Source organism: Dyella sp., from assembly GCF_035685805.1.
Classification (GTDB): Bacteria; Pseudomonadota; Gammaproteobacteria; order Xanthomonadales; family Rhodanobacteraceae; genus Dyella_A.
Genome location: NZ_DASSAB010000031.1, coordinates 1 through 16,349, shown reverse-complemented (window position 1 = coordinate 16,349; position 16,349 = coordinate 1). Strand labels below are relative to the sequence as shown.

The following is a 16,349-nucleotide window of genomic DNA, read 5'->3' as shown; positions in this document are numbered from 1 at the left end:
CCGCACCTGGGCAACTACGTCGGCGCGATCCGCCCGGCGATCGCCGCCAGCCGCCGCGCCGAGGTGGACGCGTTCTACTTCATGGCCGACTACCACGCGCTGATCAAGAGCGACGACCCGGCGCGCATCGAGCGCTCGCGGCTGGAGATCGCCGCCACTTGGCTGGCCGCGGGGCTGGACCCGGAGCGCGTCACCTTCTACCGCCAGTCGGACGTTCCGGAGATCCCCGAGCTCACCTGGTTCCTCACCTGCGTCACCGCCAAGGGCCTGCTCAACCGCGCACACGCCTACAAGGCGGCGGTGGACAAGAACGTGGCCGAGGGCGAGGACGCCGATGCGGGCATCACCGCAGGCCTGTACATGTACCCGGTGCTGATGGCCGCGGACATCCTCGCGTTCAACGCGCACCAGGTGCCGGTGGGGCGCGATCAGATCCAGCACATCGAGATGGCGCGCGACATCGCGCAGCGCTTCAACCACATCTACGGCCGCGACTTCTTCGTGCTGCCGGAGGCGCTGATCGAGGAGCAGGTGGCCACGCTGCCGGGTCTGGACGGCCGCAAGATGTCCAAGAGCTACGACAACACCATTCCGCTGTTCGCAGCCGGCGCCAAGGGCATGCGTGAGGCGATCCTGCGCATCGTCACCGATTCGCGCGTGCCCGGCGAGCCGAAGGATGCGGACAGCTCCGCGCTGTTCACCCTTTTCCGCGCCTTTGCCAGCGAAGCCGAAAGCCAGGTGTTCCGCACGGCGCTGGAGGAGGGCATCGGCTGGGGTGAAGCCAAGCAGGTGCTGTACGAGCGCATCGAGACCGACATCGCACCGATGCGCGCGCGCTACGAGGAGCTGATGGCCAGGCCTGCGCAGATCGAGGCGATCCTGCAGGATGGCGCGAGCAAGGCGCGCGCCGTGGCCCGGCCGCTGCTGGCCCAATTGCGCGACGCGATCGGCCTGCGCTCGGGCGCGTCCATCGTCGTCGCGCCGGCCATGGCCACCGCGCCGGCGAAGTCGGACAAGCCGCCGCGCTTCGCCAGCTTCCGCGACGCCGACGGCCGCTTCCGCTTTCGTCTCTTTTCCGGCGACGGCGAGGAGCTGCTGTTGTCGCAGCCGTTCGACGATCCCAAGGCGGCCGGCGCGCTGCAGAAGCGCCTGCGCACGCTAGGCGGCGCGTCCGCGGTGGTGCAGGCCATGTCCGACGGCTCCATGCTGGAGCTCGATGGCACGGCGGTGGCGCGGCTGCAGGTTGGCGAGGACGCCGCTGCGGCCGACCTCGCGCTGACGCGCCTGCGCCACGCGCTCGACCAGCTCGCCGCGCAGGACTGAGCTCTTTTCGTTTTTTGCTGCACCGGCTCATTTCGTGCCGGTCGACGTCGGAGTTGCCGCCATGCGTTACCTCGCCCTCCTGCTGCTCGCCCCCTGGCTGTTGATCCTGGGCTGGGCGTATTCCGCCTACCCGAAAAGCCTGCCGCGCACGACCGCGCGTCGCGGCTTCGACATCGCCGTGCTGCTGCTTGCGGTCGCCGCCACGGTCATTGCCGCCGTGCTTGGCTACGAGGCCGTGCAGGTGCCACAGGTGGCGCAGTTCGGGCGCTCCAGCGGCGCGATCTGGCAGCAGGTGCTGCCCGCGTTGTACGGCTACGGCGCCTGCGTGGCGGTGCTGCTGCTCGGCCTGATCGTGCGTCGGCAGCTGTGGGGACGCGCGCGCCGCTGAGGCGCGCGACACGCCGCATTCCCTGCGGCATGATCGAACGACAGGCGCAGCCGGCCGCAGCGCACCGATCCCGCGCGCAGCGCGGCAGTCGATGAGCCAGCCGGCGGGCGTGTTTCCGGAGTGATGCGCTCATCCACCTCGGCCAGCGAGGCACGCCGTGCAGCAACCTCCATCGACACGTCCTGCAACGCACATCGGCGCCAGCTGCATACCCTTGCGCGGAGCGCCGCGGTGACCTCCTGGACCGGTTTTGCCGTGGCGTTCGGCATCGGCCTGCTGATGGGCGCCGAGCGCGAGCGCCGCAAAGGCACCGATGCACAGCGGATGGTGGCCGGCATCCGCACGTTTTCCGTGGTGGCCCTGTTCGGGGCGATCTGCGCCGCGCTCGATGCGTGGCTGGTGGTGGCCGCCATGCTGGCGCTGACCGTGTTGGTCGGCATCGCCTACGCGCGCGATCGCAGCAACGATCCGGGCCTCACCACCGAAACCAGCCTGCTGGCTTGCCTGGTGCTGGGCGCTCTGGCCACGCGTCATCCGCTGCTGGCCGCCGCCGTGGGCGTGGCGATCACCGCGCTGCTGGCCTCGCGCGAATGGCTGCACCGCTTCGTGCGCGGCGTGCTGACCACCGCCGAGCTCAACAACCTGCTGGTGCTGGCCGCGGCCACCTTGATGGTGCTGCCGCTGATCCCCGATCGCGCGATCGGGCCGTTCGACGCCATCCATCCGCGCACGATCTGGATCATCGTGATCCTGGTGATGGCGATCGGCGCGCTCGCCCACGTGCTGCTGCGCTGGCTCGGCAGTGCAGTGGGGCTGCCGCTGGCGGGGCTGCTGTCGGGCTTCGTCTCCAGTACCGCCACCATTGGCGTGATGGGATCGCGCGCCCGCGACCGGCCGGAGTTGCGCCGGCGTGCGGTGGCGGCGGCAGTGTTGTCCACCGTGGCCACGTTCGCGCAGATGGCCGCGGTGCTGGCGGTGACGCATGGGCCGGCGCTGCGCGTGCTGGCAGCGCCCTTGCTGGCGGGTGGTCTGGCGGCGCTGGCGGTAGGCGCGGTCGTGGTGTGGCGCAGTCGCGACGGCGCACCCGGCGCCGACGTGGAGGCCGGCGCGGCCGCCTTCAGCGTGAAGGGCGCGCTGCTGCTGGGCGCGACCATCGCGCTGGTACAGCTGGCGGCGGCCGCGCTGCAGGCCTGGCTCGGCCAGCGCGGCCTGCTGGTCGCCGCCGCCGTGGCCGGTTTTGCCGACACCCACGCACCGGCGGTGTCGTTTGCCTCGCTGGCCGCGGACGGCAGCATCACCGCGCAGCAGGCGATGTGGCCAGTCCTGCTGGCGCTGAGCACCAACACGGTATCCAAGGCGGTGGTGGCGCTGCTCGGCGGTGGGCGCGCGTTCGCGCGGCCGGTGATTGGTGGCCTGCTGCTGGTGCTGGCCTGCACCTGGGCCGGCGCGCTGCTGGCGTGAGCGCTGCCGATCGCGCCGCGGCCGGAATGCGACAATGCCCCGATGACCACGCTGCGCTACCTCCAGGGCTACCCCGATCATCTGCTCGAGCAGGTGCGCGAACTGCTGCAGGCTGGTCGCCTGGGCGAGCATCTGGCCGCGCGCTATCCCGACGGCCACGCGGTGCAGAGCGACAAGGCGCTGTACGCGTACACGATGGAGCTCAAGCAGGCCTACCTGCGCAACGCGCCGGGCATCGACAAGGTGCTCTACGACGCCAAGCTCGACGTGGTGAAGAAGGCGCTGGGCCTGCACACCGCCATCTCGCGCGTGCACGGTGGGCGGCTGAAGGCGAAGAAGGAGATCCGCGTCGCCTCGGTGTTCCGCCAGGCGCCGGCGGCCTTTCTCGAAACCATCGTGGTGCACGAGCTGGCGCACCTGAAGGAACTGGACCACAACAAGGCGTTCTACCAGCTGTGCGAGCACATGCTGCCGGATTACCACCAGCGCGAGTTCGACCTGCGCATGTACCTCACCTGGCGCGATCTCGCGCCGCCGGCTGATGCCGCCGACCAGAAGAAGGAATGACGATGGATGACGCCGCCCTGCAGAACACACTGCGCCGATTGTTCCAGCGTCATGAGGTGGAACTGGAGCCGGACGAGGATGGCTGGCTGCTCACCGACGGCGATTTCCCCGCGATCCGCGCCCATTGGCAAGCGGGCGAAGGTGGCGAGCCGGGGCGGCTCGATGTCGACGTGGTGGTGGCGGAGGACCGCTGCATCGAAGACAGCTTTGCCGGCACCGACGCACGCGCAGCACTCGATGCATTCGAGCAGTCGAGCTTCCACCTGCTGCTGGCGGCGTGCTGGTACCTCACCGACGACCGGCGCATGCGCATCGCCGCGTGGGACATCGGCGTGCGCACCTGGGACGTTTTCGTCGGGCCGCTGGTGACCCGGCCTTCCGCCGCCGCGCCGCAGCCGATGCCCGCCGACGCGGCGCTTGCGCTGCAGCAGGCGGTTGGCCAGCTGTCGCTGTCGCCGCAGTTGCACTGGATCCACCTGCTGCACCGGCGCGGTGCCGACGGCGCGGTCCTGCACGAGGCCTTGCTGGACGGCGAGCCCTGGCCGGCGGCCAGTGAGGTGATTGCGGCAACCGGCTGGCCCGAGCTGGCGCCCGGCACTACCGCACGACAACTGGTTCTGCTGGACGTGCGCGATTACTGAGCGATGGTGCTCAGCCTGGCAGCAGATCGAAGGCGATTGTCAGTCGTGTCTGTTGCGGCGTGTGGAAGGGCACGGTGCCGTGCCACATCCACGAAGGGAACAGCACCAGCAGCCCCGGTTCCGGGCGTACCAGGTATTCCGGTGGCAACGCGCGCGGCGTCGGCGTTGCCGGCGCGCCGAAGGTCAGCCAGCCGTCGCCGCTGGCCGTACCTACACCGTCAGGCAGGGCGATGTAGCACGCCGACGAGATCCAGCCGCGGCTATGGAAGTGGTTCAGGTGGTGGCCCTGACTGTGCAGCTGCACCGACCACATTCCGTTGTAGCGATAGCAGCCACTGTTGCGCCGGCCCATGACATCCTGGCCATTGCCGATGGAAGACAGGTAATCCTCGATCGAGCGGGCTATGGCGCGGGGGAACGCCCGTACCGCGGGTTCCGCGGCGAAGTCCGGGTACAGCGCTACCTGTGAGCCCGAACGCAGCGTCTGGTCCACCGGATGCGCCTGCCAGTGATGCAGGCGTTGCAGCTCCTGCGCCAGTGCAGCGAGATAGCTCGGCAGGTCCGGCCAGTCCTGCGGCGTGTCGATGAGGCGCGTCTGCACGTATCGCTGGTAGTCGACCAGTGTGGCGCGGCGTGGATCGTCAAGCACGCGCCACGCGGTGGCGAGCAGCGCCAGCGCATGGGAGTCGCCCGGGTTCGCTGCATGCAGGCGTTCCGCCAGCACAGCGGCCTGCTGCGCGAGCCCGTTTGCGAGCAGCGCGTCGGCATAGGCGGCTATCACGGGGGCGGCTGCCGGTGCCGCCTGAAGTGCGGCCTGGGCGTGGCCGAGCGCCAGGGCCGGTGCGTGCGCCAGCCGGTGACGCGCGGCTGCCAGGCGCAGCCCCACATGCGTTGGCATCCGGGCGATACCTTCCTCGACCAATGCTGCCGCGGTGTCGTCGTCACCGGCGGTTCCGAGCAGGCGGGCGAGCAGGATGCGCAGGTCACCACGATCAGGCCACTGGCGCACCGCCGCATCCAGCGCATGGCGGGCCTGCGCCAGGTCGCCCGAACGCATCCATAGCAATTCGCTCAGACTCTCGTGCGTGGCAGCGTGGTCGGGGAAGCGCTGCAGCAAGGCACGCCAGCGCGCCTCTGCCTCGTCGGGCCGGTGGCTATCGAGCAGCGCGCGCCCCAGCACGTAATGGGCCACAGCGTGGTCCTCGCCGCTGGCAATGGCCCGTTCTGCCGCCGCTACCGCGTCGCTGCTGCGGCCGGATTCGCCCAAAGCCATTGCGAGCCCAAGTGCCGCAGGGCCGTCGGCCGGGAGAATCGCGAGCACCGCACTAAACGCCTCGGCCGCCGCTACCGGCGAGCCATGGTCGAGCAGCGCCTGAGCCCGCAGACGCTCCAGCTCGGGCGCGGGCGAGGGGTCGGATGGACGCTGCGCCAGCCATGCCAGCGCCTCGCCCGGCCGCCCGGCGCGCAGCAGGGAACGTACGCGCTCCGCGGCTAGGCCGGCAGGCATCTGTGCTCCGGCTGGTGCAGTGGTCATCCCAGGAGGGGGTGATGGCCCAGGCGGGATGTCATGGTCATGCATGGCGTTTCCGCTGCGCGTGCGGGTGGGTTGTCAGTGCGGTTCCTGCATGGACTCGAACTGACGGTGGCGGTCGGTAGCAGAGGCCCATGGTGATGCACCCGCGTGGCACAAAAAAGGGGCGCCCCCGGCGCCCCCTCTTTCTTTTCCCGGTCGAAGACCGGTCAGTTCGGCCGGGCCATGTCGTCCAGCAGCGCCTTGAGGAAGCGCGCCGCTTCGCCACCAGTGGCGGCGCGGTGGTCGAAGGTGAGGCTGATCGGCATGCGCTTGTGCACTTCGATGCCACCCATCACGGCTACCACGTCGTGGCTGAGCTTGCCGGCGCCGACGATGGCGACGGTCGGCGGCACCACTACCGGGGTGGCGTAACGGCCGGCGAACATGCCGAAGTTGGACAGGCTGATGGTGTAGCCGGAGAGCTCCGAGGAAGGGATCGAGCGATCCTCGACCTGCGAGCGCAGGCGCTTGATCGCACCGCGCACGCCGGCGCCGTCGAGCATGTCGGCGTTGCGCAGGGCCGGTACGAACAGCCCGTCGTCGGTGTCCACGGCGATGCCGATGTCGACATGCGGATGCAGCGTGCGGCTGAGGTTCTTGCCGTCGAACCAGGCGTTGAGCGCAGGCACTGCCTTGCAAGCCGCCACGATGGCGCGGATCAGGCGGGCGGTGATGTCCTGCTTGCCGATCCAGGCATGCAGGTCGGCGTCGTCGACCAGCGTGGTGGGCACCACCTGGGCATGCGCGTCGGCCATCACGCGCGCCATGTTGCGACGCACGCCCTTGAGCTGCTCGGGCTGGCCGCTGGCGGCCTGCGACGGCGGCGCGGTACGCACCGGCTTGCCGGACAGCGAGGTCGCCGTGCGCGCCGGTTCGGGCTGCGGCAGCTCGGGCGCCAGATGGCGACCGGCGGAGGCCGGGGCCGCGCGGCTCGGCGCCGCGCCCATCGGGGCGCTGCCGTTGGCGGCGGCGTCCTTGACATCCTTCAGGGTGACTACGCCGTCCGCGCCCGTGGGCTTGACGCGGGCGAGGTCGATCTTGAGCTTCTTCGCCAGTGCGCGCACCGCCGGCACGGCTTTCACGCCGCCCACGCTGGCGGCCTGCTCGACGTGCACGTGGCTGCCGCTGACCATGGCGCCAACCACGGTGCCCTCGTCTTCGCGGTCCTTGCCGCCGGTGTCCACTTCGCCGCCTTCGTCGGAGGCAACGACCTTGCCGGCGTCATCCGCGGCGGGGCTGCCCACGCTCTTCTTCGGGCCGTGCTGGTGGCCGGTGTCCTGCGACTCGGCGCGCTGCTTCGCATTGGGGTCGGGCTCGAACTCGGCCAGTGCGGCGCCGGTCTCGATGATGTCGCCGGGGGCGCCGTGCAGCTTGGTGACCTTGCCGGTGTAGGGCGAGGGCACATCGACTACCGCCTTGGCGGTTTCCATCGAGCACAGCGGGGCGTCCAGCTTGATGCTGTCGCCTTCCTTCACGTGCCACTCGACCACGGTTGCGTCGGGCAGGCCTTCGCCAAGGTCGGGAAGGTAGAACGTCTTGATGTCAGCCATGTCGGTCCTCAATCGATCAATACGATGGCGCGTGCCGGGATCCAGCCGCATGTTCCATTCGCGTTTTCGGCCCACCACCAGTCGGCGAGCAATGTATGTAAGCGCAACTCGTCGCCGGGGTCGGCCTCGAGCTCGCGGGTATCGTAATCCTGCGTGATGACGGCACCACCGTCGGCCTGCGCGAACAGGACGGCGGGAATCCAGCCACCTTGCCCGTTGCCGAGTTGGGCCCAGATGAAGTCAGGCCACTCCGTGTCGCGCTCGCCGAGGGTCAGCGTGTCGCCCGCGGTGCACCGGATCGGTTCACGATCCGGTGCACGATGCGCGGTGGCGACACGAGCCCGACGCATCAGCTGGCGGCCAGGGTCCGCTTGGCGGCCGCGACCACGCGCTCCACGCTGGGCAGGTACTTCATTTCCAGCCGGAACAGCGGGATGTGCGTGTCGAAGCCGGTGACGCGCTCGACCGGGGCGAGCAGGTCGTACATGCACTCCTCGGCCAGCCGCGCGGCGATCTCGGCGCCGTAGCCGGCGGTCTTCGGCGCCTCGTGCACGATCACGCAGCGGCCGGTCTTGGCCACCGACTCGGCAATGGTGTCGAAGTCCAGCGGAGTCAGCGTGGCCACGTCGATCACTTCGGCGCTGATGCCTTCCTCGGCCAGTGCGTCGGCCGCTTCAAGCGCCTCCTTCACCTGCGCGCCCCAGGTCACCAGGGTGACGTCGGTGCCGTCGCGCAGCACGAAGCACACGTCCAGCGGCAGCGCCTCGCCGTCGTCCGGCACCTCTTCCTTGTACTGGCGGTAGATGCGCTTGGGCTCGAAGAACATCACCGGATCCGGATCGCGGATCGCCGCCAGCAGCAGGCCATAGGCGCGCGCGGGCGAGGAGGGCATCACCACGCGCAGGCCGGGGATGTTGGTGAACAGGTGCTCGTTCGCCTCGGAGTGATGCTCCGGCGCGCGGATGCCGCCGCCCCAAGGGGCGCGCCACACCGCCGGCACGGTCAGGCGGCCGCGGGTGCGGTTGCGCATGCGCGCGGCGTGGCAGGCGATCTGCTCCATCATCGGGTAGATGAAGCCTTCGAACTGCGCCTCGGCGACCGGCTTCATGCCGGCCACGGCCAGGCCGACGGTAACGCCGGCAATGGTGGTTTCGTCCAGCGGCGTGTCGAGCACGCGCAGCTCGCCGAACTTTTCCTGCAGGCCCTGGGTGGCGCGGAATACGCCGCCGTTGACGCCCACGTCTTCACCCAGCACCACGACCGAATCGTCGTGCTTCATTTCGTACGCGAGCGCCTGGGTGACGGCTTCGATGAGAGTGATTTGTGCCATGACTCAGTGACCCTTGTTCGGCGTGGATTCGAGCGAGAGGACGTAATCGCGCTGCTTGGCGAGATCGGCCGGAATCTCGGCGAAGGTGTAGTCGAACATCGCCGACACCGGCTGGGTCTTGGTTTCCAGGTACGCGTTGACCTCGTTGTCCATCCAGTCGTCGCACTCGGCCTTCCAGGCCTCTTCCTTGGCGTCGTCCCACACGCCCTTGGCCACGAGCCAGTTGCGCAGGCGCTTCATCGGCTCCTTTTCCCAGCCGTCCTTCACTTCCTGCTCGCCGCGGTAGCGGCGCGCGTCGTCGGCGGTGGTGTGGTCGCCCAGGCGATAGGTGACTGCCTCGATCACGCTGCCGCCTTCGCCGTTGCGCGCCCGCGCGAGCGCGTCTTCCATCGCCTTGCGCACGGCAATGATGTCGTTGCCGTCGACCTGGATCGAATACAGGCCGGCCGCGATGCCTTTCTGCGCCAGCGTCGGCGCGCCGGACTGGATCTTGCGCGGCACCGAGATCGCCCACTGGTTGTTGACGATCACCGCCACCAGCGGCAGGTTCTGCGCGCCGGCGATGTTGATGGCGCCGTAGAAGTCGCCCTTGGACGAGCCGCCGTCGCCGATGGTGCACACCGCCACGCGCTTCTCGCCGCGGATCTTGAACGCCAGCGCGCAACCGGCCGCGTGCAGGCACTGCGTGGCAATCGGTACCGACCACGCGAAGTCATGCCGCGCCGGCTCCTTCTGGTAGTCGTTGCCGCGCTCGTCGCCGCCCCAGTACATGTAGACCTCGCGCGGCTGCACGCCGCGGTACAGCTGGGCGCCGTATTCGCGGTAGCTGGGCGCGTAGACGTCTTCGGGGCGCATCGCGCTGCCGATGCCCACATGCGCGGCTTCGTGGCCAAGGCAGCTGGCGTAGGTGCCCAGCTTGCCGGTGCGCTGCAGCGCGATCGACTTGGCGTCGAACACGCGGGTGGAGAGCATCAGCTTGTAGAGCTCGACCATGTGGTCGAGATCCTTGGTGAATTCGGGCAGGTCCTTGCGGACCTCGTTGCCGTCGGCATCGAGGTACTGCAGGTATTCAATTTCGAACTTGGCGGCAATCGACACGTGTCGCTCCGTAAGTGGTCAGGGGAATGCGTGGCTGCAAGCGAGTGCGACAGGGCGCAAACATCTCTCTGTAGCAGGTAAATCGCGCAGAAAATCCGGCAATGAATAGCAGGCGGGCATGTTGCGTCGCAAGGTACGGCGCAGCATGCGGCAGGGTACGGAACGCCTCGTGACAGCAGCTACCATGCGGTTTTCCACGCACCACCGGGCCCCCATGAGCGATAACCAGCGCGACCTCGAAGCGGGCATCGAAACCGACCTGGAAGGCCGGCTGACCTACGCCGGCTACCTGCGGCTGGACCTGCTGCTGGCCGCCCAGCAGCCGCTGAGCCAGCCGCCGCACCACGACGAGATGCTGTTCGTGGTGCAGCACCAGGTCAGCGAGCTGTGGATGAAGCTGATGATCCACGAGCTGGGCGCGGCGGTGGACTTCCTGCGCCGCGACCAAGTGTGGCAAACCCGCAAGGTGATCGCCCGCTGCAAGTCGGTGCTGCGCCAGTTGACCGAGCAGTGGTCGGTGCTGGAGACGCTGACGCCCTCGGAATACATGGAGTTCCGCGAGATCCTGGGGCCATCGTCGGGATTCCAGTCGCTGCAGTACCGGGTGCTGGAGTTCCTGCTCGGCAACAAGAACGAGGCCATGCTCAAGGTTTTCGCGCACGACCCGGCCGGGCAGGAGACGCTGCGTGCGGTGCTCGAGGCGCCGAGCCTGTACGACGAGTTCCTGCGCTACCTGGCGCGCTTCGGCCATGCCGTGCCCGCGAAGCATCGGGAGCGTGACTGGCGCCAGCCGCACGTGGCCGATGCGGACTTGTTGCCGGTGTTCGAGCGCATTTACGAGGACACCGACCGCTACTGGCGCGAGTACGCCCTGTGCGAGGACTTCGTCGATCTGGAGACGCAGTTCCAGCTGTGGCGCTTCCGACACATGCGCACGGTGCAGCGGATCATCGGCTTCCGTCGTGGCACCGGCGGCTCCTCCGGCGTGGCGTTCCTGAAGAAGGCGCTGGAGCTGGAGTTCTTCCCCGAACTGTTCGAGGTACGCACCACGTTGCGTCCGCCGGTGCGTGAGTGAGGAGTAAGAGTGAGAAGCGAGCAGAGCCGCAACCCTGCTGTCGCTCGTTTCTCACTCCTCTTCACGCACTCCTCGCTCGCCGCCCGTCGCCCCCGGATGCAATCTGCCGGATGAACCGCTAGGGTTCGGCAGGAATTTGCGAATCACCGAAGGGGAGCTGCATGACCGAAGCCACCGCCACGCCGCCGCAGGGCGCGCCCGATTTCCCGCAGACGCTCGGCCACCCGCGTCCGCTGTGGATGCTGTTCATGACGGAGTTCTGGGAGCGCTTCGCGTTCTACGGCATCCGCTGGGCGCTGGTGCTGTACATCGTGGCCCAGTTCTACGAGGGCAGCCCCACCGGCGAGCAGCCCGCGGGCTTCACCTACGGCGCGTATCTGGCACTGGTCTACGCCGCAGCGATCTTCGGCGGCTACATCGCGGACAAGATCATCGGCTACCAGCGCTCGATCCTGCTCGGTGCGGTGATCATGGCCGCTGGCCTGTTCCTGATCGCGGTGCCGAACCAGCAGATCTTCATGCTGGGCCTGGCCACGGTGATCACCGGCAACGGCCTGTTCAAGCCGATCATCTCGACCATGGTGGGGCAGCTGTACGGGCCCAAGGATGATCGGCGCGATTCGGGCTTCACGATCTTCTACATGGGCATCAACCTGGGCGCGATGGTAGCGCCGCTGCTGACCGGCGTGCTGGCCAACCGGGTGTTCGGCACCGACGCCATGCCTGCGTACAAGTACGTGTTCATCGCCTCGGGCATCGGCATGCTGCTGAGCTTCGTGTGGTTCTGGTTCGGTCGCCGCCAGCTCGGCGATATCGGGCTGCCGCCGGCCAGTGCCAGCAGTGCCCGCATGGCGATGGTGGTGGTCGGGGCGCTGGCCGCGATCCCGGCGTTCTACTTCCTGCTTTCACTGGGCGCCGAAACCCTGGCCTGGCCGCTCGGCCTGTTGTTCATCGGCCTGTCCGTGCTGCTGCTGATCGAGGGCGTTCGCGAGGGTCGGGTGGCCCGGGATCGGGTGATCGCGATGCTGATCATCTTCGTCTTCAACGTTCTTTTCTGGTGCTTCTTCGAGCAGGCCGGCAGCTCGTTCACCTTCCTCGCCGACAAGATCGTCAATCGCCAGTTCGGCAGCTGGGAGTTCCCCACGGCCTGGTTCCAGTCGGTCAATTCGGTGGCGATCATCGTGTTCGCGCCGATCCTGGCGTGGGTGTGGGTGCGGCTGGGGCGTGCCAACCCGTCGATCCCGCGCAAGTTCGGGCTGGGCCTGATCTTCAACGGCCTGGCCTTCATGCTGCTGTGGTTCGCGCTGTCGCAGCTGGTCAGTGACGTGGGCAAGATCCCGTTCTGGACCCTGGTGATGGTCTACGTGCTGCAGTCGGTCGGCGAGCTGTGCCTGTCGCCGATCGGGCTGTCGATGGTGACCAAGCTGGCGCCGGCCCGGCTGGTCGGGTTCGGCATGGGTGGCTGGTTCTTGTCCACCGGCATCGGCAACAACATCTCCGGCATCTTTGCCGGTCTGATCAGTGGCGAGGGCGGCATGACCACCGCGTCGGCCCAGCATGGCTACACCATCGGCTTCTGGATCCTGGCCGGCGGCGGCGTGCTGCTGTTCCTGATCGCGCCGTTGATCGCCCGCCTGATGCACGGCGTGAAGTAAGGCGACGCGCGGGCCGGCACGCCTTCCCGCGTTCCGGCCCCGTTGCACGTTGCGCTAGCGATCCTGCAGCCGGTCGAGAATACGCCCGAGCCACACCTGCTCTTCCTCGCTGAGCTTCTCCAGCACCGCTGCCTCGCGCGCGCGGGCCATCGGCGCGACCACGTCATGGATGGCCCAGCCGGCCTCGGTGAGGTCGAGTACCGAGCGGCGCTTGTCGTCGTCGTGCATGTGCCGGCTCACCCGGCCGCTCTCGACCAGCCGGGCCAGCGCGCGGCTCACCGCGACCTTGTCCATGGCGGTACGGTCGGCCACCTCGCGCGCCGACAGTCCCTCGAAGCGCGCCAGCACCGCCATCACGCGCCACTCCGTCATGCTCAGGTCGTAGCGCTGCTGGTAGTCGTCGGCGATGCCCTGACTGATGGTGTTGGACAGGATCGACAGTCGGTAGGGCAGGAAATGCTCCAGCTCCAGCGGCGCGTGCTGGATGCCCGGCGGGGTGCGTTTGCGGGGGGTGACCACTGCGGCGCGGCTCCTTGCAATTGGTTTCACATGTAACTATAAAGAGGGTTCGACCAGCCCTGACGTCGCGTCGCCGAGCGGGCGCAAACCGGGGCAGCCACCGAGACATTAGCGCAGCCAACCGCAGGAGAGCGCCATGAACGCACAGCCGAATCTCGCCCAGCCCAACCTGGGCATGCAGGTGACCACGTTCGAAAACCCGATGGGCATCGACGGCTTCGAGTTCGTCGAGTTCGCGGCGCCCGGCGCGCAGGCGGCCCAGATGCACGCGCTGTTCAAGAACATGGGCTTCACGGCCGTGCTTCGGCACAAGACCCGGCCGATCACGGTGTACCGGCAGAACGGCGTCAACTTCCTGCTCAACGAGGATCCCGATTCGTTCGCTGCCGAGTTCGCCGCCAAGCACGGCCCGAGCGCCTGCGGCTTCGCCATCCGCTTCCGCAAGCCCGCGGCCGAGGTGCTCCAGACGGTGCTCGGCAACGGCGGCGAGCAGTTCGACAACGCCGACAGCCGCGCTGTCGGGGCGCCGGTGGTGAAGGGCATCGGTGACTGCATGCTCTATCTGGTGGACCGCTACGGCAACGCCGGCAGCGTCTACGACAGCGAGTACGAGCCGATCGAGGGCGCCGAGCAGCATCCGGCCGGGTTCGGTCTGACCTTCATCGACCACCTCACGCACAACCTCTACTTCGGCAACATGCAGAAGTGGTCGGACTACTACGAGCGCCTGTTCAACTTCCGCGAGATCCGCTACTTCGACATCAAGGGCACCAAGACCGGCCTGGTGTCCAAGGCGATGACCGCGCCGGACGGCATCGTGCGCATCCCGCTGAATGAGTCGAACGACCCGAAGAGCCAGATCAACGAATACCTCGATGCGTACCACGGCGAGGGCATCCAGCACATCGCCTGCTTCACCGACGACATCTATGCCACGGTCGAGGCGATGCGCGCACGCGGCGTGGAGTTCCTCGATACGCCGGACACGTATTTCGACGTGATCGACATGCGCATCCCCGACCACGGCGAGGACGTGCCGCGGCTGCGCAAGAACAAGATCCTGATCGACGCCGACCCGGAGACCAAGCAGCGCAAGCTGCTGCAAATCTTCACCCAGAACTGCGTCGGCCCGATCTTCTTCGAGATCATCCAGCGCAAGGGCAACGAGGGTTTCGGCGAAGGCAACTTCCAGGCGCTGTTCGAGTCGATCGAGCGCGACCAGATCAAGCGCGGCGTGCTGTGATTTTTGAACCCCCCTCTCCCTGCGGGAGAGGGCTCGGGGAGAGGGTACGCTCTGCCGCGATGCAGCAAGCCACCGCTGCCCACCCTGAAAAGGCAGCAGGCACGTATGCTTCGGCGGGCCGGCACAGACGCTGAGCAAAAGCTCTGGTTCCACCTGCGTGCAGGAAGGCTGCATGGGCTGACGTTTCGACGTCAGCATCCGGTTCCACCACACGTGGTGGATTTCTATTGCGAGGCGCACAAGCTGGTGGTGGAGCTCGATGGCCCCCAACACAACGAAACCGCTGACACGTCTCGTACCCGTTTCCTCGAATCCACCGGCCTCAGGGCGCTGCGTTACTGGGACAATGAGGCGCTTCAAAACACCGGGAAGGTGCTTGCGTCCATCCTGAGCGCCTGCGAAAACCGTACCCTCACCCCGACCCCTCTCCCGAAAAGAGAGGGGCTTTAGAGCAAAGGCACCGAGCATGTCGACGATGGTCAGCAACGGCTACCAATCCGGCTTCGGCAACGAGTTCGCCAGCGAGGCGCTACCGGGCGTGCTGCCCACCGGGCAGAACTCGCCGCAGCGCGTGGCGCACGGCCTGTACGCCGAGCAGCTCTCCGGCACCGCCTTTACCGCGCCGCGCCGCGAGAACCGGCGCAGCTGGCTGTACCGCATCCGCCCGGCAGCGATGCACACGCCGTTCGCGCCGTTGGCGCACGCGAGCTTTCACAACCGCTTCGATGAGGCACCCGCCACGCCGAACCAGCTGCGCTGGGATCCGTGGCCGATGCCGGAGTCGCCCACCGACTTTCTCGACGGCCTGGTCACCATCGCCGGCAACGGCGGAGCAGCGGAGCAGGGCGGCGTGGGCATGCACGTCTATGTCGCGAACCGCTCGATGCGGGGGCGTTTCTTCTACAACGCCGATGGCGAGCTGCTGATCGTGCCGCAGGCGGGGCGCCTGCGCCTGGCGACCGAGTTCGGCGTGCTGGACGTGGCGCCGCTGGAGATCGCGGTGATCCCGCGCGGCGTGCGCTTCCGCGTGGAGCTGCTCGATGGCGAGGCGCACGGTTACGTGGCCGAGAACTTCGGCGCGCTGCTGCGGCTGCCGGACCTGGGCCCGATCGGCGCCAACTCGATGGCGTTGCCGCGCGACTTCCTGGCGCCGGTGGCGGCCTACGAGGATGTCGAAGGGGAGTTCCAGCTCATCGCCAAGTTCCAGGGTGCGCTGTGGCAGGCCGACATCGGCCACTCGCCGCTGGACGTGGTGGCGTGGCACGGCAACTACGCGCCGTACAAGTACGACCTGACCCGCTTCAACACGATCGGCTCGATCAGCGTGGACCACCCGGACCCGTCGATCTTCACCGTGCTGACCTCGCCCAGCGATACGCCCGGCACGGCCAATCTCGATTTCGTGATCTTCCCGCCGCGCTGGCTGGTGGCCGAGCACACGTTCCGCCCGCCGTACTTCCACCGCAACGTGGCGAGCGAGTTCATGGGCCTGATCGAGGGCGCCTACGATGCCAAGGCCGGCGGCTTCGCACCCGGCGGCATGAGCCTGCACAACTGCATGAGCGGGCACGGTCCCGACGCGGCCAGCTTCGAGAAGGCCAGTGCCGCGGACCTGAGCAAGCCGGACCATCTCACCGGCACCATGGCTTTCATGTTCGAGACGCGCAAGGTGATCCGCCCGACCGCGCAGGCGCTGGCCGCGCCGCAGCGACAGGATGATTACTGGCAGTGCTGGCAAGGTATTGCGCGTCATTTCAATCCGGAGCAGCCGTGAAAACGTCGATGTCGGCAGCCCTGCTTGCCGCTGTGATGCTGGCGGGCTGCACTCAATCCCAGGCACCCGCTTCCGCGCCTGCGTCGTCCGCCGCGCGGCCCTCTGCTTCGGCATCGGCGGCCTCGGGCGCTACCGCGGAAGCGCCGACGCCG

Annotated in this window: 16 protein-coding genes; 10 read left to right on the top strand and 6 right to left on the bottom strand. The window is 68.1% G+C overall.

The features are described 5' to 3' along the window. From VFG40_RS07280 to VFG40_RS07260, 5 genes are all read left to right on the top strand, one after another. Positions 1-1,323, top strand: a 1,323-nt coding sequence (locus tag VFG40_RS07280; RefSeq protein ID WP_324896440.1) for a tryptophan--tRNA ligase, incomplete at its 5' end; no start/stop codon positions are given. Positions 1,324-1,384: 61 nt separating this feature from the next. Beyond that, complete coding sequence (locus VFG40_RS07275; RefSeq protein ID WP_324896437.1) at positions 1,385-1,711, top strand: hypothetical protein; 327 nt, start codon at positions 1,385-1,387, stop codon at positions 1,709-1,711. Between the two features lie 231 nt (positions 1,712-1,942). After that, complete coding sequence (locus VFG40_RS07270; protein ID WP_324896435.1) at positions 1,943-3,172, top strand: MgtC/SapB family protein; 1,230 nt, start codon at positions 1,943-1,945, stop codon at positions 3,170-3,172. A 42-nt stretch (positions 3,173-3,214) separates the two neighbouring features. Then, on the top strand, positions 3,215-3,739 hold the full coding sequence (locus VFG40_RS07265) for a M48 metallopeptidase family protein (RefSeq protein WP_324896433.1): 525 nt from the start codon (positions 3,215-3,217) through the stop codon (positions 3,737-3,739). A gap of 2 nt (positions 3,740-3,741) precedes the next feature. Next, the gene (locus VFG40_RS07260) at positions 3,742-4,380 is read left to right on the top strand and encodes a DUF6348 family protein (protein WP_324896430.1); all 639 of its coding nucleotides are present in this window, start codon (positions 3,742-3,744) and stop codon (positions 4,378-4,380) included. A 10-nt stretch (positions 4,381-4,390) separates the two neighbouring features. Here the strand turns inward: VFG40_RS07260 and VFG40_RS07255 are convergent, their stop codons facing one another. The 5 genes from VFG40_RS07255 to pdhA all read right to left on the bottom strand — a co-directional run bounded on the left by VFG40_RS07255 (position 4,391) and on the right by pdhA (position 9,931). Further along, entirely contained in the window at positions 4,391-5,887 is a 1,497-nt protein-coding gene (locus tag VFG40_RS07255) for a putative 2OG-Fe(II) oxygenase (RefSeq protein WP_324896428.1), read from the bottom strand. A 233-nt stretch (positions 5,888-6,120) separates the two neighbouring features. Next, complete coding sequence (locus VFG40_RS07250; RefSeq protein WP_324896426.1) at positions 6,121-7,503, bottom strand: dihydrolipoamide acetyltransferase family protein; 1,383 nt, start codon at positions 7,501-7,503, stop codon at positions 6,121-6,123. Between the two features lie 8 nt (positions 7,504-7,511). Further along, a complete protein-coding gene (locus VFG40_RS07245; protein WP_324896424.1) occupies positions 7,512-7,853 on the bottom strand; it encodes an SH3 domain-containing protein in 342 nt (113 codons plus the stop codon). After that, positions 7,853-8,833: an alpha-ketoacid dehydrogenase subunit beta gene (locus tag VFG40_RS07240; RefSeq protein ID WP_324896422.1), complete on the bottom strand. Its 981-nt coding sequence runs from the start codon at positions 8,831-8,833 to the stop codon at positions 7,853-7,855. The genes VFG40_RS07245 and VFG40_RS07240 overlap by 1 nt, the downstream gene beginning before the upstream one ends. 3 nt (positions 8,834-8,836) lie before the next feature. Beyond that, a complete protein-coding gene (pdhA, locus tag VFG40_RS07235; RefSeq protein WP_324896420.1) occupies positions 8,837-9,931 on the bottom strand; it encodes a pyruvate dehydrogenase (acetyl-transferring) E1 component subunit alpha in 1,095 nt (364 codons plus the stop codon). A 214-nt stretch (positions 9,932-10,145) separates the two neighbouring features. Here pdhA and VFG40_RS07230 point away from each other — a divergent pair, with 214 nt between their 5' ends. Next, positions 10,146-11,006 carry a tryptophan 2,3-dioxygenase gene (locus VFG40_RS07230; RefSeq protein ID WP_324896418.1) on the top strand — a complete coding sequence of 287 codons (861 nt, stop codon included), beginning with the start codon at positions 10,146-10,148 and terminating at the stop codon, positions 11,004-11,006. 161 nt (positions 11,007-11,167) lie between these two features. Further along, positions 11,168-12,661: a peptide MFS transporter gene (locus VFG40_RS07225; protein WP_324896416.1), complete on the top strand. Its 1,494-nt coding sequence runs from the start codon at positions 11,168-11,170 to the stop codon at positions 12,659-12,661. Positions 12,662-12,715: 54 nt separating this feature from the next. On the opposite strand, the gene VFG40_RS07220 is transcribed toward VFG40_RS07225, so the two are convergent. After that, complete coding sequence (locus tag VFG40_RS07220; RefSeq protein WP_324896414.1) at positions 12,716-13,180, bottom strand: MarR family winged helix-turn-helix transcriptional regulator; 465 nt, start codon at positions 13,178-13,180, stop codon at positions 12,716-12,718. Positions 13,181-13,316: 136 nt separating this feature from the next. Between VFG40_RS07220 and hppD the strand changes: the two genes are divergently transcribed. From hppD to hmgA, 3 genes are read left to right on the top strand one after another with little or no spacing between them, the layout of a single operon-like run. Further along, complete coding sequence (gene hppD / locus VFG40_RS07215; protein WP_324896412.1) at positions 13,317-14,423, top strand: 4-hydroxyphenylpyruvate dioxygenase; 1,107 nt, start codon at positions 13,317-13,319, stop codon at positions 14,421-14,423. Positions 14,424-14,426: 3 nt separating this feature from the next. After that, positions 14,427-14,873 carry an endonuclease domain-containing protein gene (locus tag VFG40_RS07210; RefSeq protein ID WP_324896410.1) on the top strand — a complete coding sequence of 149 codons (447 nt, stop codon included), beginning with the start codon at positions 14,427-14,429 and terminating at the stop codon, positions 14,871-14,873. A 16-nt stretch (positions 14,874-14,889) separates the two neighbouring features. Further along, positions 14,890-16,197, top strand: a complete 1,308-nt coding sequence (hmgA, locus tag VFG40_RS07205) for a homogentisate 1,2-dioxygenase (RefSeq protein ID WP_324896408.1) — start codon at positions 14,890-14,892, stop codon at positions 16,195-16,197. Positions 16,198-16,349 lie beyond the last annotated feature (152 nt).